Annotated in this window: 22 protein-coding genes and 1 pseudogene; 1 reads left to right on the forward strand and 22 read right to left on the reverse strand. The window is 39.2% G+C overall.

The features are described 5' to 3' along the window. Window positions 1-64 precede the first annotated feature (64 nt). From pepT to C3945_RS06300, 21 genes and pseudogenes are all read right to left on the reverse strand, one after another. The gene (gene pepT / locus C3945_RS06200) at window positions 65-1,294 is read right to left on the reverse strand and encodes a peptidase T (protein WP_161878824.1); all 1,230 of its coding nucleotides are present in this window, start codon (window positions 1,292-1,294) and stop codon (window positions 65-67) included. A gap of 12 nt (window positions 1,295-1,306) precedes the next feature. Further along, window positions 1,307-2,440: a Nif3-like dinuclear metal center hexameric protein gene (locus C3945_RS06205; protein WP_161878825.1), complete on the reverse strand. Its 1,134-nt coding sequence runs from the start codon at window positions 2,438-2,440 to the stop codon at window positions 1,307-1,309. Continuing rightward, entirely contained in the window at window positions 2,437-3,138 is a 702-nt protein-coding gene (locus tag C3945_RS06210; protein WP_161878826.1) for a tRNA (adenine(22)-N(1))-methyltransferase, read from the reverse strand. Before C3945_RS06210 ends, C3945_RS06205 begins: the two co-directional genes overlap by 4 nt. Before the next feature lie 147 nt (window positions 3,139-3,285). After that, window positions 3,286-3,819 carry a general stress protein gene (locus tag C3945_RS06215; protein ID WP_161878827.1) on the reverse strand — a complete coding sequence of 178 codons (534 nt, stop codon included), beginning with the start codon at window positions 3,817-3,819 and terminating at the stop codon, window positions 3,286-3,288. Between the two features lie 343 nt (window positions 3,820-4,162). Then, window positions 4,163-4,777 carry a 50S ribosomal protein L25 gene (locus tag C3945_RS06220; RefSeq protein WP_161878828.1) on the reverse strand — a complete coding sequence of 205 codons (615 nt, stop codon included), beginning with the start codon at window positions 4,775-4,777 and terminating at the stop codon, window positions 4,163-4,165. A 221-nt stretch (window positions 4,778-4,998) separates the two neighbouring features. Continuing rightward, window positions 4,999-6,132, reverse strand: coding sequence for an RNA polymerase sigma factor RpoD (rpoD, locus tag C3945_RS06225; protein WP_161878829.1), 1,134 nt, complete (start codon window positions 6,130-6,132; stop codon window positions 4,999-5,001). A gap of 30 nt (window positions 6,133-6,162) precedes the next feature. Continuing rightward, window positions 6,163-8,037, reverse strand: a complete 1,875-nt coding sequence (dnaG, locus tag C3945_RS06230) for a DNA primase (protein ID WP_161878830.1) — start codon at window positions 8,035-8,037, stop codon at window positions 6,163-6,165. A gap of 222 nt (window positions 8,038-8,259) precedes the next feature. Then, entirely contained in the window at window positions 8,260-8,829 is a 570-nt protein-coding gene (locus tag C3945_RS06235; protein WP_161878831.1) for an ECF transporter S component, read from the reverse strand. 90 nt (window positions 8,830-8,919) lie between these two features. Then, the gene (locus C3945_RS06240; protein ID WP_161878832.1) at window positions 8,920-9,432 is read right to left on the reverse strand and encodes a transcription repressor NadR; all 513 of its coding nucleotides are present in this window, start codon (window positions 9,430-9,432) and stop codon (window positions 8,920-8,922) included. A 36-nt stretch (window positions 9,433-9,468) separates the two neighbouring features. Continuing rightward, window positions 9,469-11,076, reverse strand: a pseudogene (locus tag C3945_RS06245) (ABC transporter ATP-binding protein). Window positions 11,077-11,266: 190 nt separating this feature from the next. After that, window positions 11,267-13,330 (reverse strand): glycine--tRNA ligase subunit beta, encoded by a 2,064-nt coding sequence (gene glyS / locus C3945_RS06250; protein ID WP_161878833.1) that lies wholly within the window; start codon window positions 13,328-13,330, stop codon window positions 11,267-11,269. Continuing rightward, a complete protein-coding gene (gene glyQ / locus C3945_RS06255; RefSeq protein WP_161878834.1) occupies window positions 13,330-14,259 on the reverse strand; it encodes a glycine--tRNA ligase subunit alpha in 930 nt (309 codons plus the stop codon). The genes glyS and glyQ overlap by 1 nt, the downstream gene beginning before the upstream one ends. Before the next feature lie 322 nt (window positions 14,260-14,581). Beyond that, window positions 14,582-15,355 (reverse strand): DNA repair protein RecO, encoded by a 774-nt coding sequence (gene recO / locus C3945_RS06260; protein ID WP_161878835.1) that lies wholly within the window; start codon window positions 15,353-15,355, stop codon window positions 14,582-14,584. A gap of 35 nt (window positions 15,356-15,390) precedes the next feature. Beyond that, the gene (gene era / locus C3945_RS06265) at window positions 15,391-16,302 is read right to left on the reverse strand and encodes a GTPase Era (protein ID WP_161878850.1); all 912 of its coding nucleotides are present in this window, start codon (window positions 16,300-16,302) and stop codon (window positions 15,391-15,393) included. Beyond that, window positions 16,302-16,739, reverse strand: a complete 438-nt coding sequence (locus tag C3945_RS06270; protein ID WP_161878836.1) for a cytidine deaminase — start codon at window positions 16,737-16,739, stop codon at window positions 16,302-16,304. The genes era and C3945_RS06270 overlap by 1 nt, the downstream gene beginning before the upstream one ends. Next, window positions 16,721-17,116, reverse strand: coding sequence for a diacylglycerol kinase family protein (locus tag C3945_RS06275; RefSeq protein WP_161878851.1), 396 nt, complete (start codon window positions 17,114-17,116; stop codon window positions 16,721-16,723). Before C3945_RS06275 ends, C3945_RS06270 begins: the two co-directional genes overlap by 19 nt. Next, window positions 17,094-17,570, reverse strand: a complete 477-nt coding sequence (gene ybeY / locus C3945_RS06280) for an rRNA maturation RNase YbeY (protein ID WP_161878837.1) — start codon at window positions 17,568-17,570, stop codon at window positions 17,094-17,096. Before ybeY ends, C3945_RS06275 begins: the two co-directional genes overlap by 23 nt. Then, window positions 17,570-18,541, reverse strand: a complete 972-nt coding sequence (locus C3945_RS06285; protein WP_161878838.1) for a PhoH family protein — start codon at window positions 18,539-18,541, stop codon at window positions 17,570-17,572. Before C3945_RS06285 ends, ybeY begins: the two co-directional genes overlap by 1 nt. Before the next feature lie 238 nt (window positions 18,542-18,779). After that, the gene (locus C3945_RS06290; protein ID WP_161878852.1) at window positions 18,780-19,226 is read right to left on the reverse strand and encodes a GatB/YqeY domain-containing protein; all 447 of its coding nucleotides are present in this window, start codon (window positions 19,224-19,226) and stop codon (window positions 18,780-18,782) included. Window positions 19,227-19,265: 39 nt separating this feature from the next. Continuing rightward, window positions 19,266-19,445 (reverse strand): 30S ribosomal protein S21, encoded by a 180-nt coding sequence (rpsU, locus tag C3945_RS06295; protein WP_161878839.1) that lies wholly within the window; start codon window positions 19,443-19,445, stop codon window positions 19,266-19,268. A 205-nt stretch (window positions 19,446-19,650) separates the two neighbouring features. After that, window positions 19,651-20,079: a Fur family transcriptional regulator gene (locus C3945_RS06300; protein WP_161878840.1), complete on the reverse strand. Its 429-nt coding sequence runs from the start codon at window positions 20,077-20,079 to the stop codon at window positions 19,651-19,653. 134 nt (window positions 20,080-20,213) lie between these two features. Between C3945_RS06300 and C3945_RS06305 the strand changes: the two genes are divergently transcribed. Continuing rightward, window positions 20,214-21,023, forward strand: coding sequence for a pyruvate, water dikinase regulatory protein (locus tag C3945_RS06305; RefSeq protein WP_161878841.1), 810 nt, complete (start codon window positions 20,214-20,216; stop codon window positions 21,021-21,023). 93 nt (window positions 21,024-21,116) lie between these two features. Here the strand turns inward: C3945_RS06305 and C3945_RS06310 are convergent, their stop codons facing one another. Continuing rightward, window positions 21,117-22,592, reverse strand: coding sequence for an MDR family MFS transporter (locus tag C3945_RS06310; protein WP_161878842.1), 1,476 nt, complete (start codon window positions 22,590-22,592; stop codon window positions 21,117-21,119). Between the last annotated feature and the right edge of the window lie 92 nt (window positions 22,593-22,684).

The following is a 22,684-nucleotide window of genomic DNA, read 5'->3' on the forward strand; positions in this document are numbered from 1 at the left end:
TCTAAAAAAAGTGATTAGACAAATACAGGAAAGAAGAGACCTTCTTCTATCCTGTATCGGGCGTTTATTGTGTTGCTGCTAACTTGATTATTTCAATAATCACATCTGTCGCTTTTTCCATGCTTTCCACAGATACAAATTCATACCGACCGTGGAAGTTTTCTCCACCGGCAAATATATTAGGAGTCGGAACGCCCATGAAGGAGATTTTAGAGCCGTCTGTTCCTCCACGAATAGGTTTAATATCAGGAGTCATACCCAATGTGGTCATTGCTTCTTTGGCTAAGTCAACCGGTCTCATGTCTTTTTCGATGACTTCACGCATATTGTAATACTGATCAGTCATAGTCAAGGTCACTCGTGCTTCTTCAAACCGACTGTTTATTTTGTCTGCAATATCTGTCATTGTTTGCTTACGTTTTTCAAAGGTTTCACGATCATGATCTCTAATAATGTAACTCATAGTGGCTTCTTCAACCGTTCCAGCCAACCCGAGTAAGTGGTAGAATCCTTCACGACCTTCTGTTTGCTCGGGTACTTCATTTGAAGGAAGAGCGTTATCGAACTCTATAGCTAAGGTTAATGCATTGACCATCTTATCTTTAGCCGTTCCAGGATGAACATTTTTCCCTTGAATCATAATGTGTGCACCAGCGGCATTGAAACTTTCATATTCCAATTCACCCACTGGTCCTCCGTCAACCGTATACGCAAAATCTGCGCCAAAGTGGTCAACATCGAAGCGGTCTGCCCCTACTCCAATTTCTTCATCCGGTCCGAAAGCGACTCGTATTTTCCCATGTTTGATGTCTGGGTTAGCCAACAAGTATTCCATCGCACTGAAAATCTCCACTATTCCCGATTTATCATCCGAACCTAAAAGGGTCGTACCATCTGTAGTGATTAAGGTTTGCCCCTTATAATTCTTTAAATTAGGAAAGTCCTTTGGTGACAAACGAATACCCAATTCATTATTTAATACAATGTCTTCCCCATCATAGTTTTCATGTATTTGAGGAGAGACGTTTTCAGAGTTGAAGTCAGCCGTATCCATGTGTGCAATGAAGCCAATAACAGGTACATCGTCATCAATTGTCGCAGGCAATGTAGCCGTTACGAAGCCGTTATCCTCATTGTATTCTACCTCGCTCATGCCAATTGCGTTTAAGTCTTCCACTAGTTTGTGAGCGAAATCCACTTGGGATTGAGTAGATGGAACAGTTGTTGATGTAGCATCTGATTGGGTGTTAATCTTAACGTATTCTAAAAAACGTGCTAGTTGTGTCTCGTACATATTAGTCATCCTTTAGTTTTTATAGTATGAAAAAACATCTTTCTGTTCAGTTGTTTCAATAATATCTATGGACCAATTGTTTTTTGTCTTTATCTCTTCCAGATACTGCTTAAGGTGAGGGACGCTTAGAGCCTCCATGTAATGCCCAGCATCAATGAAACTTAATCCATCTCTAAGCATATCCTGGGCCCCATGATAAGAGACATCCCCCGTAATGAATAATGTCGCTCCTTTAGCTAAAGCATCTTTGTAGTACTTTTCTCCGGAACCTCCAAAAATGGCCACTCGTTCATGTTTAAAAGCCGGATCTTTCGTACCGAATCTCATCCCCTCCACGTTCACTAATGGGCTGAGTATGTCGATCATTTCTTTAATCGTTTTTGCTTCATTTATTTGACCAACTCTGCCGAAACCAAAGGCGTCTTTTTGATGCTCCAGAGTATACAAATCAAAAACAGGCTCCTCGTAAGGGTGAGAGCGGTAAATCGCATCTAACGCTTTGGATACATCTTTATCTTTCACCATCATCTCAATACGCTGTTCATCCATTTGCTTTTCTTTGCCTATTTCTCCCTCTGTAGGGGTTGAACCTTCTTGAGGGGTGAATCGGCCGTGACCTTCCATCGTATACGAGACATGCTTGTAGTCACCAACTTCTCCTGCACCTGTTTCATGAAGAGCGATTCTAACTTTTTCAGCTGAATCGTGTGGGACATAAACAGCTATTTTCTTATAACCTGTGTGAGTGTTGACCGAAACAATCTCTCGCGTGTCTTTTTCTAAGCCAATTGCATCTGCCAACCATTCATTCAAGCCGTTTTCAGCCGCATCCAGATTGGTGTGTGCAGAAAAGACGGCAATATCTGATTTCACTAATTCAATATAGTCTCGACGTCTAGCATCCTCACCATTTAAGGTCTTTAATGAACCAAAGATAGCAGGATGATGGGTGACAATTAAATCGACCCCTTTATTCTTTGCCTCTTGAATGGTATCTTGGTCAACATCTAAAGCGACTAAAATCGTTTTGACCTCTTTCGCTTTCGTTCCAAAAGACAAACCGATTGGATCCCAGCTTTCTGCCAATTGAGGCGGAGCCAATTGCTCCATGTGGTAAATGATATCTTTAACAGTTACGGCTGTCACGATAAGACCTCCTTGATGTAGTCACTATACTCACGTAGTTCAGTCAGTTTCTCTTTATCAGTTGACTGTGCTTTTTCCATTTGATTAATGATTCGTTGAGTATTGTTAAGGACTGATGTCCATTTTTCTTTGAAAACTGCTGATTTTTCGCTTAATAGTTTGGGTCCAAAAAGCAATTCTTGATTGGAATAGTTCATAGCCTCTTTTGAAGGAACAGCTTTTATGATTTCATAAAGCTTCCCATTTTCTTTGATCATTGTTTCATCTGTCACACGATAGTGATGGGTCATTAAATAGTCTCGAACGGTTACTTCATAGACATTGGGTTGAAGAATCAAGGTTTCACTGCCATTAATTTGTCCATTTTCTAGACCGTCCTCCAATATGCTACGAATTAATGCCCCGCCCATTCCGGCTATAGTAATGGTATCGATGTTGTCTTCACTCGTCACAACAGCTAAACCATCCCCTAAGCGGACAATCACTTTATCTTCTAAGCCCCGTTGGCGGACTTCTTTTTGTGCATTCTCATAAGGCCCTCTCACAACTTCACCCGCTACAGCAAAGGAGATGCGGTTAGTTTCTGCTAGGTGACACGGTAAATAAGCATGATCCGATCCGATATCCGCTAATCGTGATCCTGTTTCAACATAATCTACAACTGCTTGCAGACGTTTGGATAATTTTAATGAATTCATCATACACCTCTCTAATCAGTTCTCCTACATTTTACCAGTTTTTAGTGCAAAATGGAAAGAGAGACTGGATTAGCCAAGAAAAGATCTGGACAAAAATAAACACACGACTAATCATTTTTATATGACTAATCGTGTGACAGACTATGATTATCGAGGGTTCTCGTGAGTGTTGTCATTGACCGGGTCAGCACGGTCAAATTGACGCCCGCCTGTTAAGGGATCATCCGCTCGTGTCACTGCATTGGGTTCAGCCAAATGTCTTCTATCAACATTCTGGTCAGAACTTGAATCACGGTCCACATTCTGATCATCTTGTTGCGGATTTTGCACAACAATAACCAAGTTCCCCTTTTTAATATCATCCCTGTATGGATATAAAATATCTTCGGATTCTTTCGAGTTGGCATCTGATGACTCGTAGGAATCACGAGTAAAGGCATCCTTAATTTTGTCCCAGGCGGAGCGGTCTTCTTTTGTTGAAGACTGGTCAGTATAATCAGGATCACTAGCTGATATAGTCGTTGCTTTATTTGAATCTACTGATCCTTTTGCACTCTGTTCATTACCATAGACGATAATATCTTGTTTCGGGTAGCCTTCTTCTTTAAGTCGGCTAATAACTTGGATGGCTTCTTCCTTACTTGAGTAACTGCCTATCACTTTCTGATTGTCATTTCCCATTAGCATACCCTCCTATAAATATAAACGTGCTTAAAACGTTAACTGACTTTATTATAATCAGTTACGCAAGCTATCTCTACTTATACACCTTATACGCTTTTAAATGGCTAGGCTACCATCAGGAAGCGAGTTGCGTAGAGAAGGCCTCTCTAAGCAACTCAGCCGTCAAATATAGTCTGAACTGCTTAGACTAGCTTTCTCTACGCAGTTCGTGTATCAATTAAAGGGTAACTTGCTCAGAGAGCCGTCCTCTGAGCAGTTCGAGTACAGAATGAACAGTTGAAAAAAAATAACCCTCTAAAGGAGGGCAAGCCATCACTTTAGAGGGTTAAATTCAGTATGATTATTCTTTATCTTCGTCAGATCCGCCAATAACTTCTGGTTCAGGCATTTCGTCAGTTGATTCAACTGTTTCTTCTTCTACATCGGGAGCAGAGATAGAAACAACTGTATATGTTTCGTCTGTAAGAACTTCAACACCTTCGCCGACTTTAATGTCAGCAACAGTTACTGTGTCACCAATTTCTAGACCAGTTACGTCAACAGTGTACTCAGCAGGTGCTTCAGCTGGTGCAACGTTAATTTCCAACTCAGATAGAGATTGAGAAGCGTAACCAACGTCAATCGACTCTTCACCAGTAATGTAAACTGGAATCGTCATATTAACTTTTTGTCCTTCAGTAAAGGCCAATAGGTCTACGTGGTATACAACTTGTTTAAGAGCCGCATTTTTTTGCTCTTTAACGAAAACTTGGTAAACGTCGCCTTCAACGTCCACTTCAAATACTCCGTTTGATCCAACTTCACGAATAACTGTTTCAAACTCTTTTCTGTTAATTAAAACAGGTAATGTTTCAACTTCTTGTCCATAAATAGCTGCAGGGATAAGTCCCTCAACTCTCGCTTTTTTAGAAGCGCCTGTTCCTGTTACTGTACGTTTTTTTGCAGTTAATTTCATACGTATTCACCTTCCAAGATATATTTTATGCATGCAGCGTGTGTATTTACTGATACAAGCCTCAATAAGTATATCAAATTTGTGAACTGATTGCAAAACAAATGCGACAAGAAGTTTCCCTTTACAGGCTTTTATCTCATCTTACATCAATTACTAAGGATGTATTGACTAATTTAACTAAAAAAGCCCCCACCACACTGGCAGGAGCTTGACTAGTTTGTTTATTCTAAGAAGTCTTTCAATTGTTTCGAACGACTTGGGTGGCGTAGCTTTCTCAATGCTTTGGCTTCAATCTGACGGATACGTTCTCTAGTCACGCCAAATACCTTGCCGACGTCTTCTAAAGTGCGCTGACGACCATCATCTAATCCGAATCGTAAACGCAAGACGTTTTCTTCACGGTCAGTTAAGGTGTCCAATACATCTTCCAATTCCGCTTTTAACAGCTCATATGCTGCGTTATCTGCTGGACTGGTCGCATCGTTGTCTTCTATGAAGTCACCAAGATGAGAATCGTCTTCTTCTCCAATTGGCGTTTCAAGAGAAACGGGTTCTTGAGAGATTTTCAAAATATCTCTTACTTTTTCAGTTGGCAAGTCCATCTCTGCCCCAATTTCTTCAGGTGTTGGTTCTCTTCCCAAATCTTGAAGCAATTGTCTTTGAATCCGAACGAGTTTGTTAATCGTCTCAACCATATGAACTGGAATACGAATAGTACGAGCTTGGTCAGCTATCGCACGTGTGATAGCCTGACGAATCCACCAAGTGGCGTAAGTTGAGAATTTAAATCCTTTTTCGTAGTCAAATTTCTCAACAGCTTTCATAAGCCCCATGTTACCTTCTTGAATTAAGTCTAAAAAGCTCATGCCTCGTCCAACATAACGCTTCGCAATAGAGACAACCAGTCGCAAGTTAGCTTCAGCCAATTCTTGTTTAGCTGTATTATCGCCTGCTTCAATACGCTTAGCCAAGGCAATCTCTTCATCAGCTTTCAGAAGATCCACACGACCAATTTCTTTTAAATACATACGGACTGGGTCGTTAATTTTTACACCAGGAGGGGCAATCATTTCTTCTGCTCGAGCTTCAGCTGAAATCTCTTCTTCTTTTTCAATTTGTTTCGCTAAAGGATTACCGTCTTCATCGACGACTCCAATGCCTTCGTCCTCTAACTTTTGAATAAGATCATCCATTTGATCTTTATCTAACTCAAACGGTTCAGCTAAATTATCGGTCAATTCCACATAGGATATAGTCTGCTGTTTATCCTTTTTCTTTTCCTTAATATAACGAACAAGAGCTAACTCATATTCTGTATCTAACTGTTTGGTTGTTTTTGGTTCTGAATTTGCCATATAATGACATGCCTCCTGATATATTCTTTGTTATTTACTATTTAATTGACGACTTAAGTTAATGATTTCTATAGCTAGTGACGTTTGCTTCTCTTTGTCTCCACTTCGTTCGGCCAATTTCAACTCGTCTCGTTTTTGCTTTAACCGATCTTCTAAAGGGTGTCGATCGTTAATTAAACGAATATAATCCTCTATTTCACCCGTTGCAATGTCCTCTGACAAATTAATTAACATAATTTCAGTCAACTTACTTTTTAACTTGTCGTCCGGCAAATAGTCAATAAATGATTGTATCGACGGGTGATCATGCGAATGGTAATACTCATCATAAAGCAAAAACAAGAGCTGATTTGCCTCCGTTGTCAAAGATAATTCTTTATCCATGTTTTCCAGCTTAATCCAAACCTCATCATGAGTAAATAATCGGTTCAAAAGCATCTGCTCAGCTTTCATTACAGCTGTTTGCTTAGGCTGGTTTTGATGAAAGGAAATACGGACGGGCTCTCTGGTTGGGTTGGCTTCTTTTTCTTTTCGTCTTTGTTTATGACGTTCTTTTTGTTGTTCTTGAATGTAGACTGTCATCTGTTCTTTTAACGCATCTACAGATACGTCGAATTCTTCTTCTAATTGATTTAAATACAATTCTCTTTCAACCGCGGAAGACACTCGAGACATTTCTTTTAAAATAACTTCAATGTACTTTAATCGTTCACTCTCGTTTTTGACATTAATTCCCACACGGTGATACTTCATCAAAAAGCTCATAAGCGTATCTCGGCCATGTGACAAAAATTCTTTAAATGCGTCATTTCCTTTAGCCTGAATATAATCATCCGGATCTAAATTTTCTGGGAAGCTCGCTACTTCAACTGTAAAGTGTGTCTCTTGAGCTAAGAAATCTGCCGCCCGCTTCGTTGCTTCCATACCTGCCTTGTCACCATCATAAGCAATGATTAAGTGATCAGTCACTTTATCAAGCGTTTGAACATGCTCTTCGGTCAGGCTAGTACCCATTGAGGCAATACCGTTTTTCACTCCGGCTTGCCAGGCAGAAATAACATCCATAAACCCTTCGAATAATAAGACTTCTCCTTCCCGACGGATGCCGGCTCTGGCTTTGTCATAGTTAAAGAGGATGCGACGTTTGTTAAATAGTTCCGTTTCGGGACTGTTCATGTATTTTGCGGTATGGTGACCTGGCTGATGTGATTCGTCAGTCGGCATAAAGGCTCTGCCTGAGAATGCTACCGTTTGACCTTTTCCATCTTTAATTGGAAAAACAATACGGTTAGTAAACCTGTCGTAAAAAGCTAGGTCATCTCTGTCAGAAAACAATCCTGATTGCTTCAATAACTCGGGATCACTTAACTCCTCGTTTTCTAAATACATTTTCAAAGACTCCCGTTGAGGAGGAGAAAATCCAATTTTAAAGGTTTCAATACTTTCTTTGGTCATGCCTCTTTCTAGAAGATAATGATACGCTTCTTCCCCTGCTTGGGTATTCATTAAGACATGGTGGTAAAAATGCTCCGCTTTTTCATATATTTTTAACAGCTTTCCTCTGGAAGAATCCTCAGCTGGACGCGATTGTTTTGCCTGGTCAATAATGGATTGATCCAGTTCTATGTCTGCCAGTTCAGCTGTTTTTCCAACCGCTTCAATAAAGGATAAGCCTTCCATTTCTTGTAGAAAACCAAATACATTACCACCTCTGCCACAACTAAAGCAGTAGTAAATCTGTTTCTTTTCACTTACAGAAAAGGACGGTGTTTTATCATCATGAAAAGGGCACGAGGCAAAATGGTTCTGTCCCGATTTTCTTAACTGAAGATATTGAGAAACGACTTGAACAATATCGGTCTGTTCTCGAATAGAATTAATGGTTTCTTCTGGTACTCTATTCATGTTCATCCCCCTTCATGAAACGACTTACTATAGGAGTGTCACGAAAGGCATAATTACCCTATAATAATCATCCATTAGTATACCATTTATACAAGGTTTTGTAAATAATTCCAGTTATCCTATTTATACCTTACCTTACTTTAGAAAACAAATAACACTTCCTCATTTAAATGACCAAAAGTCATTAAAGAGAAAGTGTTAGTTTATTAATCATTTGATGACTTAGCCAACTTTTTTTGCCAGCCGACTAACGCGCTTGCCCAATGCTTTCCAAATGAATTGTGTAATGATAAAGTCCACCATGCTGTGTACAACTGTTCCGACACCTACGAGAAGAAAGACGGCATAAAAAAAGCTTTCATTATAGTCTCCTCCTGATAGCAAACCGAAAAAGAACAAGGACACAATGATCACTTCAGCACCCGCATGAATCAAACCAATCCCAAAAGAAAAGAGCTGACTTTTCATGGGAGAAGCCAAGACAGTTTCTTGTCTATTTTTTAAGTATAATGCCCCAATGAGAGCAAAGACTACATGACTCAAGGCACGCATCGTGATAACGATTGGAAAACCTGCCAGTAAAAAACCGATAGCCGATCCTAATGAAACAGCTACAGCTATATAAGGTGATAAGAACATGGCAAAAAATATCGGGACGTGACTAGCCAACGTAAATGAAGCAGGTTCGATAACCACTCTAACAGGCATAACCATAGGAATAACAATAGCTATAGCCGTTAAAAGTGCGGTTAAAGTAAGCCGCAAGGTATTATTTTTCTTTATAACAAACATCTCCTCGAGTATAGTATACAGGTGTCTTGACACCAATACAGTATAATATATTGGCGAGGAGATTTCAATGCTATTTGCAGTTGATGTCTATTAATTATAAAGGAAATTTTTCCTTCTTAATTCATCTTCTATTCGTTTAAGTAACTCTGGTGTCTTTGCACGAATGGTATGACTATGAATACCCTCTGTCAAATTAGAGAGGAGTGGAATGTCATGGGCAGAGACTTGTTTAACGAATTCTTCCGCTTCCATTCGATTAGAAATGTTTAAATTCCCCTTAATCATGCCGTATATTGGGTGTTCCACCAGAACATCGATGACCTCTCCACCGTTATCTACAATGGTAAAGAGCTCTTCTTTTGTTTCTTCTGGTGTATGATTGAAAACCAATTGCACCATGACACCTTCACTCGTTGCCTCCCCTAACAAGTAACCTTTAGGGGTGGATAAAATGTCTTCTCCTGATGCACGCAAAAGAGCAATATCCCCTACAATCACTTGCCGACTAACATGGAAAGTGTTAGCCAGTGTACGAGCAACTACGGGTTGACTACTTTTACTCAATAGTATCTTTATCGCTTCTCGTCTCTCTTCAGCTTCCATCTTATTTCTCTCCCTCACTTTAGTCGGCGCTAACTGTTATGAAAATTGGGCATCGTAAAGAGCTTTATACGCTCCGTCACGTTTGATTAATTCGTCATGACTGCCTTCTTCTTCGATTCCTTTTGTTGTCACCACAACGATGCGATCGGCATTTTTAATTGTCGCTAAACGGTGAGCAATAATTAAGGTTGTTCTTCCTTTAGACAAAGAATCCAAAGCTTCTTGAATAGCTTGTTCCGTTTCCGTATCCAAAGCAGAGGTTGCTTCATCAAGAATTAAAATCGGCGGGTTTTTCAAGAACATACGCGCAATGGATAATCGTTGTTTTTGACCACCGGATAATTTCACTCCACGCTCGCCAATCATGGTCTGCAAGCCATTAGGCATAGCATTAACCACGTCTTCTAAGTTCGCTAACTTGACTGCATTGATGACTTCCTCATCTGTTGCATCCAGTTTACCATACAAAATATTTTCTTTAACACTGCCTGGGAAAAAAAAGACGTCTTGTTGAACAATACCAATTTGTTCTCTTAATGAATTCAAGGTGATGTCCTTAATCGAGTGTCCATCAACTGATATCTTCCCTGAATCAATATCGTAAAATCGAGGCAGCAAATTACAGATGGTTGTTTTTCCTGCTCCACTAGGCCCAACAAAAGCGACTGTTTCTCCAGCTTTTATTGATAAATTGATTCGGTCTAAAATGGGTTGGTTTTCTTCATAGCTAAATGTCACATTTTCGTATTCATTATCCCCTTTTAATGAATCAACATCAAACGCATGAGAGGAATCTTTAATGTCTGGTTTATTTCCCAACTCCTCAAGCAAGCGTTTAAAGCCTGCGAAACCTTTCGGATAACTTTCAATCATCGTGTTTACTTTTTCAATAGGACGAACAAACACATTCGCAAAAAGAATAAAGGCAATTAAATCACCATATGATATTTCGCCTTGAATCGCAAAATAAGCTCCAAAAAATAAGGCAAATAAACTGATGAGACGAATGAAAAAGTAGTTATAAGAATGACTGACTGCCATTGTTTTATAAAAAGCGTATTTCGACTTTCTATAGGCATTATTTAAACGACCAAAGCGTTGTTGTTCATACTCCTCATTCGAAAAAGCTTGAACCACTCTAATACCACCCACTGATGCTTCAATACCGGCACTAAATTCAGCCCAATCGTCGTAAATCTGTGTATTAACTTAGGTCATCCGTTTATTAAAGAAACCAAGTGCGACGGCGATAAATGGCACGAGAATGAACGTCATAATGGCTAACGGAACGTGTACGCTCAGCATCAAAAGGAAGGCTCCAATAAGAGTGAAAATGGTAATAAAAATATCCTCTGGTCCGTGATGCGCTACTTCTGCAATTTCAAATAAATCCGACGTTAAGCGAGTAATCAGTTTCCCTGTTTCTCTATTATCAAAATAGGAGAATGATTGCTGTTGAATATGCTCATATAAATCTTGTCGCATATCGACTTCAATATTGGTTCCTAAGACGTGCCCGTAATAAGTTACCACATAATGTAAGACCGTATTAATGGCGTAGACGAGCAGTAGTCCGATTGATACTGTGACAATTAACGACCAATTCCCTGTTGGTAAAATAGTATCCACCACTCGCTGAACCATGATAGGAAACGCTAGTTATAAAACAGAAACCAAGGTTGCTGCTGAAAAGTCTAAAGTAAATAATTTCTTATAGGGTCGATAATAGGAAAAAAATCGTTTTAATATATGACATGCTCCTTCTATAAATACCAGTCGCTCTTTTTATTAGATAAAAGAGCGACTGGTCTTCTGCCCTCTTCTTTCATTTTTTTTACTTTATAACTAATGCATTAAAATCAGCAAATGGTTTTGCCAAGTTATTCACACGGTAAAGTAATGCTAAGCGGTTCGCTCGAACAGATGGATCATCTGCCATCACCATATTCTCATCGAAGAACGTATCAATCTTGTCATGTAAACCTGCCAACTGGTCAAATCGAACAGAGGCTGATAAGCTGTTAGATACAACTGTTTCGCTTTCGACAGTTGCTTGATACAAGGACTTCTCAGAAGCAGATTCTAATAGCGCCTCATCCACACGTATTGTCTCGTCTGCTTTCTCTGCTAAATTAGCTGTACGTGTCAAGGATTCAACAATAGCTTTAAATGCTGGATTAGCTTTCTTCTCTTTTAACACAAGAGCTGAATCAATGAGTTGAACAACATCTGTTTGAGAGGATCCCAATACCGCTGCTCTTATATCGTGGTCATTAGAAAGCCCCGCCTCTTTAGCTAACCATTGATCCACACGATCTTTTATAAACCGAATCAAACTATTTTTTTGTTCCATCGATTTAGCGTCCAAATTCATGTTGTCGAAGATGTCATCTAAAGGTAAGGAAACAGTGTATGATGCAAGGATACGAACAATTCCCATCGCTTGGCGTCTTAAGGCAAACGGATCGTTAGACCCTGTTGGGATTAAGCCGACTGAGAAGAAGGAGAGTAATGAATCAAGCTTATCTGCTACAGATAAGACAGCTCCTAAAATAGTCGATGGCAATTCCCCATCCATACTAACAGGTAGGTACTGTTCACTAATGGCTAAAGAAACGGATTCAGACTCCTCTCTTTCATCAGCGAATATACCTCCTATTTTGCCTTGTAAAGAAGTGAATTCATTAACTGTTTGTGTGACCAAATCAAATTTACTAATCATTGCAGCTCGTTCCAACTCAGCAACGTGTTCTTCTGCTACATGGAAATAAGGTGCTAATTGATGGACCAATGACTTCACTCGTACTTGCTTGTCGTACAAGGATCCTAGTTTTTCATGGAAAGACACACTCGATAGTTTGCTGACAAAGTCATCAATAGACAGTTTTTTATCTTCATTATAAAAGAATGCTGCATCAGCTAATCTGGCGCTTAATACCTTTTCGTTACCCTTTCTTACGTGGTCAATATCTTGGCTGTTTCCGTTTCTGACAGCTATGAAATGAGGCAAGAATGTTTTTTCCGCATTGTCTTGACGCACTGGGAAATAGCGCTGGTGATCAGCCATAGCTGTTTCCAAAACAATTTCGGGAACCGTTAGGAACTCATCATTAAATGAACCATAAAAGGCAGTTGGGAACTCAACTAAATCAGTGACTTCTTCAAGAAGTGATGTGTTATCTAAAGGACTTAACCACCCTTTCTCTTTACACAATGAGCTGATTTGCTCTTCAATCATCCCTTTTCTTTCTTCACGGTTAACAATAACCTTTTGCTCTTTCAATGCATCCACATAGTCTTGAGCATGGCTTAATCTGGTATCTTGTCCTAAGAAACGGTGGCCTTTTGAGACTTGGCCCGCTTCGATTCCAAATAATGATAGGTTAACAGGAGTACTATCTAGCATAGCCACTAGCCAATGAACTGGTCTGATATAACGGTGAGTCGTCTGACCCCACTTCATAGTCACAGGGAAAGGAATAGACGCTAATACTGGCGTTAATTGACCAACCAGCTCACTTGCAGTCTGACCTTTAATAAACTTCTTAACAAAGACATATTCTTCCCCTTTGACTTCTTGGAAAACAATATCGTCAGTGGACGCTCCTTGCCCTCTTGTAAACCCGATAGCTGCTTTTGTCCAGTTGCCGTCTTCATCTAAGGCAATGCGCTTAGCCGGACCTCTAACTGTTTCCGTTTGGTCAGCTTGTCTTTCTTCTAATTCAGATACAACAATAGCTAACCGTCTAGGTGTACTGTATGTATCAATCGAAGAGAATGACAGACTGTTTTCTTTAAAAAACAAAGCGACATGTTCTTTTAAATGAGCGACTGCTGGTTTAATAACTTTTGCGGGCATGTCTTCCAACCCAATTTCCAGTAAAAATGTGTGTGTCATTATTTTTCCTCCTTTACGCCATACTTTTGTATCCATCGGTCGGTTTCTTCATCATTTAATAATGGGAAATTTAAGCGGGCACGTTCTTCTAAAAAGACTTTGGCAATCAATCTAGCCATGTGTCTAATGCGTTTTAAATAATCTGGTCGATCAGTGGCAGACACTGCTCCTCTTGCATCCAAAAGGTTGAAGGCGTGACTGCATTTCAATACATAATCGTAAGCCGGGTGGACTAAACGATGATCAATTTGCTTAAGAGCCTCTGTTTCAAATGCTGAAAACTGATTAAATAAGAAGGTGGTATCACTATGGTCGAAAGAATAAGCAGAATGCTCATATTCAGGTTGTTTGAATATCTCGCCATACTTAACGCCTGGAGCCCAGATAATATCATACACATTATCAACATCTTGAATGTAAGAAGCCAGTCTTTCCAATCCATAAGTCAACTCACTAGTAACCGAATCAACTTCCAAACCTCCCACTTGTTGGAAATAAGTAAACTGAGTCACTTCCATTCCATCTAGCCAGACTTCCCATCCTAAACCGGCACAGCCTAGTGATGGATTCTCCCAGTTGTCTTCAACAAATCGAATATCGTGTTTTAGTGGATCGATACCTAAAGCTTTTAAACTTTCAATATATAAATCTTGAATATTTGATGGTGAAGGTTTCATCACCACTTGGAATTGGTGGTGCTGGTATAACCGATTTGGGTTCTCACCGTAACGGCCATCAGCTGGTCTACGGGACGGTTCAACGTAAGCGGCATTCCAAGGTTCTGGACCTATAGCTCTTAAAAACGTATAAGGACTCATTGTTCCGGCCCCTTTTTCTGTATCATAAGCCTGCATCAACATACAGCCTTTATCAGACCAGAATTGTTGCAGTGTTAAAATAATGTCTTGAAAGGATTTTACTTCTGTCATGATCTTCATCTCCTAATGTATTGTTATAAAAAAAAGAAAACCCATCCCTATACTGATACTCATGCTCAGTATAGGGACGAGTTTTCTCGCGGTTCCACCCTACTTCCGATTAACAATCGGCACTTTATATTTATGCACAGCAGATGCCTTTCAGCATTCCCTCATCTACGGCTTACACCTACCCGCAGTCGCTTAAAAAGAAGGAAAAACTTACTCTTTCTGCTTTTGTGCTATACAATTATTTACTCTTCATTATTTTTACAGAAAGTCGGGTATTTGTCAATAATCTTTATCAAGATCTCTAGCATTTACATAAGTCTTTTCATTCCGGACCTTTAATCATGTTTTCCCAGTCCTTCATTTTATTTATAAAGTCACGGCTTTTCAATTTCAAGCCGACCAGTTCATCATACAACTGTTCGATGACTCGATTGATATCCACTTTTGTTTCATCTTTGACAGAAACGGATTGTATGCGGTCAAAGGTGATAATTGAAAATAATCTGATAAAGTGTATAGCTCGTGGAGAGGCATGCAGCCGTCTTTCATCTTCATAAAAGTGGTCGGGACAAAGCAAACCATGGTATTTACTAGAATAATCAAAAGCCCCTTCGGTCAGTCCACATATGACACAGCCTCTCAGTTCAGGCATCACACCAAAGTACCTGAAGAACTTCACTTCAAAGATATTCATAATAATTTCAGCATCTTTGCCTTCATCAATTAATTCCAAACCTTGAATCAACTGATCAAATAGTTGCTTGTCGACAACACGGTCTTCTAGAGCGGCATCGGCCAACTGGACAATATATGTGGCGTAGGCATTTTTAAAAATATCTTGTTGAATAGCCGTATAAGGGGTTAAATGCTTTGCATCTCTTAAAAAGCTAAGACCATCTTTTCTAATATCCGCAATATATGTCCCACTTGTAAAAGGGTAAATCGCTGTTCTCAAAGACTGATTGGGATTTTTTGACCCTCTAACGAAAAACATTAACTTTCCATATCGGTCTGTAAACAATTTAACTAAAAAGTCTCGTTCTCTGTGTTTTCTAACGGATAAAACAATGCCTTGAACTTCTTCTAACTGAGCCATTGAGTCACCTTCTCTGTCTGACTATTAAATCGTGCTTAATAGTCGTCCTGATTGTAACCATAATCTTTCAGATACGTTTGCTTATCTCGCCAGTCACTCTGGACTTTTACGAATAATTCTAAATAGATTTTATCTCCAAGCAATGCCTCGATATCTTTTCTAGCGTTCATCCCGATATCTTTAAGCATTTTACCACCTTTACCGATGATAATGCCTTTTTGAGATTGTCTCTCAACAACGATGACGGCATTCACTTCAACCTTATCGTTCTCATTACGTTTAATGCTTTCAACAATAACAGCTATTGAATGCGGCACTTCTTCTCGTGTGCGCTCTAATATTTTCTCTCTAATTAATTCAGACACAATAAAGTATTCTGGGTGATCACTGACTTGATCTTCAGGATAAAACTGCGGCCCTTCTGGCAAGTATTTGCCAATCGTTTCAACTAAGCGCTCCACATTGTTCCCATCAATAGCCGATATAGGAACTATCTCAGCAAAATCCAATTCTTTAGCGTAGTCTTCGATTATAGGTAGCAACTCATCTGGGTGAACTTGATCAATTTTATTTAAAACTAAGAACACAGGACTCTCGATAGTTTTCAGTTTTTCAATAACAAAATTGTCTCCTGGTCCACGTTTTTCGGTCACGTTAACCAAAAACAAGATAACGTCCACTTCATTAAAGGTACTTAAGGCTGTACGCACCATGAAATCCCCTAGACGGTGTTTTGGTTTGTGAATACCTGGTGTATCAATAAAAATAATCTGTTCTTTGTCTGTTGTGTAAATACCTTGAATTTTATTTCGAGTGGTTTGAGCTTTATCACTCATAATAGCAATTTTTTGGCCGACTAATCGATTCAATAACGTTGATTTTCCCACATTGGGGCGACCAACTAATGAAACGAATCCGGATTTATAGTTTGACTGTTGATTTCCCATCATGCCATATCACCTGCTTGAAACGCTCCAGGAAGAAGCCCTCCCACAGTTGTTTCGAATTCATCACCATTTGTATTGGTCAACAGAACTGGCATCTTCGCATCGCAAAATTCTGCAATCACTTGACGGCATGCACCACATGGGGAAATGGGTCCTTCTGTATTCCCTGTAATGACCATATAATCAAAGGATTTCTTTCCTTCTGATACGGCCTTAAAAATAGCCGTACGCTCCGCACAGTTAGATAAGCCATATGATGCATTCTCAATATTGCACCCTGAAAAAAAGTCTCCTTCAGTCGTGACTAAAGCAGCGCCTACTGGAAATTTAGAATAAGGAACGTATGCCCGGTCCAACATGACAGTCGCTTTATTAATTAATTCTTGTTTTACCTGATCCTTCATATACTTCGCCTCTTTTAATTTATTAGTTGCCATAGTTTCGGTAGAATAATGAGCGCTCCAACAAGGACTGCAAAGGTCGCTGTTACCAGTACAACTGCAGCGGCCATGTCTTTTACTTTTTTAGCTATTGGATGAAATTCATTCGTGACAAGATCTACAAGGTTCTCGACAACTGTGTTAATGATTTCCATAACGAAAACCAAGTATGAAACAAGGAGTATCCACAGCCATTCTTCTTTGGTAAGGGGTAAAAATAAGGAGAAGAGCAACATAAATACACCTGCCGCTACATGGACCTTCATATTCCTCTCTTCTTGGAATACGGTTTTGATCCCTTTAAAAGCGTAGTGGAAAGAATCACGGTATCTTCTGTTTTTACTTGGTAAGTTAGGTTTCTCTTCTAAGCCCATAGTCACTTAATATCCTCTCTTGTAATGAGAACATTTCCTTCTCTTCTTCTTCAGTCATATGATCATATCCATTTAAATGTAAAAAACCATGAACGAGTAGAAAACCTAATTCTCTTTTAGTGGAATGCCCATAATCTTTAGCTTGTTCAACAGCTTTATCGTAAGATATGAATATATCACCCAAATCTCTTGGAATATCTTCTTCATCCATATCCAAACTCGAAAATATATCGTCTTCATCTTCTAGAGCAAAACTGATGACGTCTGTTACGGAGTCTTTCTGTCGATACTCTCGGTTTATTTCTCTGATTTTATCGTTCGTTACAATCGATACCGATATTTCTGCATGGCTGGGAATAGCAAGTCTCTCAGCTGAAAACTGCAACAAGTCAGTCATCCAGGCACTATCTTCTTCTGTCAGTTGATTGTAATCATCAAATAATGCAATATCCATTAATCTTCCCTATCCGTTTCATTATCGTACGCGCGAATCACTTTAGCCACTAATGGGTGTCTGGTGACATCCTCAGCCTCAAAGCGAATATGGCTAATACCTTTTACGTCTCCTAACACACGTTCAGCGTGTATCAGACCACTACTAATGCGTTTAGGCAAATCGACTTGAGTGGTGTCACCGTTAATGATCATCTTCGATCCAAAGCCAAGACGAGTTAAAAACATTTTCATTTGCTGTATCGTTGTGTTTTGAGCTTCATCTAAAATAATAAACGCATCGTCTAAGGTACGGCCTCTCATGTAGGCTAATGGCGCTATCTCAATGGTTTCACGCTCAATTAAACGATTCGTATGTTCCGTACCAAAAATCGTATAAAGAGCATCATATAAGGGTCTCAAGTAAGGGTCTACTTTTTCTTTCAAATCCCCTGGTAAAAAGCCAAGACTTTCACCCGCTTCAACGGCCGGACGCGTCACGATGATACGCTTAACTTCTCCTCTTCTCATGGCTGCAACAGCCATCGCTACAGCGACAAACGTTTTTCCTGTTCCAGCTGGGCCTACTCCAAATACAATGTCATTCTTTTTAATGGCTTCTACATAATTGCGTTGACCGACATTTTTAATTCTGATGGCTTTTCCATCTTTGTCTTTTGTAATTTCTTCTTCATACATTTTAACAAACTGGGCTATTTTCCCTTGTTTGGCCATGCGTATGGCTGAGACGATGTCTGATTTTTTAATTGAGACACCTTTTTCTTCCAACATTAATAATTGTTCAAACAACAGTTCAATCAAATCAATCATGTCGGTAGATCCATCCACTTCCAGTTGCGTACCTCGACTATTGATAGAAACATCCATTTCTTCTTCAATTAAGGTCAAATAACTGTTTTGAGGGCCAAAGAGCGCGAACAATCGTTGAGTATCTTCCAATTGTATGCGTCTTTTTTCATTCGTTTCAGTCAAGCAGCTGACATCTCCTTTATTAATTCATATTCTTTTCAATAATAGCATAAATAGCTTAGAATCTCTATAATCTTCTTGAAATGTATAGCTTTTCCAAGCGTCTAAACTCTTCTGGTGATTCATTAATTATAGCTGAATCATAGCCGTAGGAACATTCAAGTGTACTCAATTGTAGATTATGACCTGAGCCGTTCTAAGTAAAAAAAGAACCCTGACATAACTGTCAGAGTTCTCTTTACTATTTATTTAATTCTTCTTTTACAATGGAGCTGACTAGTGCACCATCTGCTTTGCCTTTTGTTTTAGGCATTAAAGCACCCATAACCTTACCCATATCTTTCATGGATGACGCTTGAGTTTGAGCAATGGCATCTTGGACAATCTTACGGATCTCGTCTTCACTTAATTGTTCAGGGAGATAATGATCCACTATTGAAATCTCTTTATCCAATTTATCAATCAAGTCTTTTCGACCAGCTGATTTAAATTCGCTTAAAGATTCCACACGCTGTTTCTTTTCGCGAGCAAGAACAGTCAATTCTTCCTCTTCCGTTAACTCGTCACCTTTATTAATCTGTTCGGTTTGAAGTGCGGATTTTAACATACGAATAGTGCTTAACCGTTCTTTGTCTTTGGCTTTCATTGCTGTAATCATATCTTGGTTTAACTCGTTTAGCCTGCTTATCTGAATCACCTTCTATCGTAAGGTTAAAACCGCTAAAAATTAACGGCTAGGTTTACGCTTGCGTGCTTCCTCAGATTTCTTTTTACGTTTAACACTAGGCTTTTCATAGTATTCACGTTTACGGGCTTCTTTCAAAGTACCAGTTTTAGAAACGGAACGTTTGAAACGACGAAGAGCATCATCAAGACTTTCACCTTTCTTGATATCTGTTTTAGTCAACGTTTTTCCCCTCCCCTCGTACGTTCAGGGCGTTCCTATTGCTATAAATTAAGTTATTAGTCACAATTGGTCTTCCCTATCAATAAATGATGTAACTGTCATTCATGCAAACGCATAAAAACAATTCTCACTTATTATATACAATTAATATAAACGCGTCAACCTAACATGTTAAATTAATAAGTACAAAAGGTGACGAAAAAAGTTAATAACTACTTGTAGCTAAACAATCTTTGCATTTACCAAATAATTCAAATCGATGAGAGGACACTTCGTATCCCGGTAATTGCTGATGAAAGGAGTCCATTGGGCACATTTCTAATTCCTTTGTATCCCCACAGGTGGTGCATATAAAATGGTGGTGATGGCCATGTACCTCGCAAATGGATCGAAAGAGTTTCTCCCCATTCAATTCCGTTTCCTCCACGACATCAAGTTCCACAAAGGTGTGCAAATTTCTATAAATTGTATCTGGGCTAATGCTTGGAAACATTTCTTTTAATTTCATTTGTACTTCTCTAGCTGTCATGTATTTTTGATTAGAATACAAAATTTCAAGAATACGTTGTCTTTTACCTGTCGTTTTATAACCATTTTTTTTCAATGTTCTAACGGCTTTTTCAAAAGCAGTCAAGTCAATCGCTTCCTTTTTAAAGTAGTCGTCACCATATTATACCCTTATCACTTGCTTTTCAAGGGATTCATTCGTTTCTATTTTATGACACTTTCGTTATACTATATTTAAACACTAAGAACGGAGAATCTAAAATGAATGAGACACCAGTACTTAATGTATTTGTCATCTCGGATTCAGTCGGCGGAACGGCCAGTAATATTTTCCATGCGGCTATGGCTCAGTTTCCTTCTGCAGATTGTCGCTTAAAAAACTTTCCTTTTTTAAGGAATGAAGAGCAGTTAATCACTATTTTAAATGAGGCGGCCGATGCTAACGCCATAATTATTCATACCATTGTCGATGCCTTACTTGTCGAAACCATTGAATTGTTTTGTGCCGAACACAAGCTCGTACACTTTGACGTGATTAATCCAATTATTCGAGAAATTGCTATACGCACGTCCAGCGTCCCTACTCACAAACCGGGAGCTATGCATAAATTAGATGATCGTTACTTCAACAGAATCAGCGCGTTGGAGTTTGCCGTCAGGTACGATGATGGTAAGGATCCAAAAGGGTTTTTGGAAGCCGATATCGTTATTCTTGGTATTTCACGGACATCTAAAACGCCACTGAGTATTTTCTTGGCTAATCAAAATTTTAAAGTAGCCAATCTTCCTTTAATGCCTGAAGCACAAATTCCTGAAGAAATATGGCAAGTCGATTCAAGTAAAATCATTGGTTTGACCAATGATGAAGACACGCTATCAAATATTCGTAAGCAACGGATGATTTCTTATGGAATGGAACCAGATAACCCTTATTCTGATAAAAATCGCATTCGTAAAGAAGTTGCTTATGCAGAAAAACTTTACGAAAAATTAAATTGCCAAGTCATCAATGTTGTTAATAAATCTATAGAAGAAACAGCCGCCATTATTATAAATTCTTTGCAAAACTAACGTCATGACTAAAGTGATTAGTCAAACACGAACCCTATTCTTTTTAGAGACTAGGGGTCGTTCTTTTTTTATGGTGTTTTTAAAAGCATTTTCTTATGCTTTCTCTGTTTTTTCTTCCCTAATGAAGAACGTTAAGACAAAAGCGATAATGGCAAACAGAGCAACCATTGCAAATCCACCTTGGATACCTTGAATACTCAGCTCATTTCCATTCCCACTTAATCCAGATGCCGCTGAAGAAAAGACGTTAGACACAATGGACATGGTTGCAAAGACAAGAGTAATCGCGAAACTCGAACCAATTTGTCTAACGGTCTGTCTTGCTGATGTCCCATGTCCCATCGCTTCGTCAGGTAAAGCATTCATTCCTGCTGTCGTTATAGGAATGTTGAAGATACCAAAGCCAAAGGACATAATTAAGTGAGAGAGAATAATATAGCTAATGGAAGTTGTTTCTGAAACGAACACAAGCATAAGCGTTCCGAGAACCATAACTAATGCGCCAAATGGTCCGATAAATGACGTCCCAAATCTATCATAAACCCTTCCGATGAAAGGTGAAATGAAAGCCTTAAACATCCCTCCTGGCAAGACGATTAGGCCTGAAAGCGTCGCTGTACGACCAAGAGTCGTTTGAACGTAAATCGGCATAACATTTGAGATGCCTGTTATAACCATTAGCCCTAGCATTGTAATAATGACAGCAATCAAGAATGTTTTGTTCTTGAATAACGATACATCTAGCATCGGTTCTTTTGCATGTAGGTTTCTCTTGAAAAACAGATAAACAAAGAACCCACCGATAGCAACAGCAAGCCATGCGAGAATCGAATCAAACCCGTCAGATCCAAGAATAGATAAACCGAATAGCAATAACCCAAAGCCGATGACAGAATGGCGTATAGAGATCCAGTCAATGGTCGGATCACTCATAGGCAAGACGTCTGTCAGAGTCAGTAAAGCTAAGGGAATCACAATAATTGAGCCTATAGTTAGGAAAAAGAAAATGTATTGCCAAGACAAGGTGTCGACAATCCATCCCCCTGCTGCAGGGCCTAATGTAGGACCTAAACCTAAAACAATACCCATTAATCCCATAGCGCTCCCTCTTTTTTCAGGAGGGCTGACAGTCAGTATAATGGTCTGCATTAAGGGTATAACCATCCCCGCTCCAATACCTTGCAGGAGTGTACCCGCTAGAACCATGTGGAAATTAACACCTAAACCAGCTATTAAGGAACCTGCACCAAAAATCATCATCATCATGACGAATAAGTTTCTTGAACGGAATTTATTCATTGCAAAAGCAGTGATGGGCACCATAATTCCTTTCACTAAAGTATAACCCGACACTGTCCACTGACCGATGGTTGGTGTCACATTTAAATCTGTAATCATTGTTGGTAAAGCCGTTTTAATGGCTGTTTGGTTCATGATAACCATCAATGCCCCAGCAAATAGAGCTGTGTAGACCAACCAATAAGGTACCTCGTTATTATCTCGTTTATCAATTTGTTCTGCCAGACGATTTAACCCTCTTCTGGTAAGGGTGTTGTTTCTTATATTCAATTGTCTTCTCCTTCACTAGTGTTGCATTAAAATTTTAAACTGTTCCATCGTATAAAAAAATCCTTTATACTAGTACTCGGATGACTTATCCA

Source organism: Alkalibacterium sp. MB6 (assembly GCF_009935905.1).
Lineage (GTDB): Bacteria > Bacillota > Bacilli > Lactobacillales > Carnobacteriaceae_A > Alkalibacterium.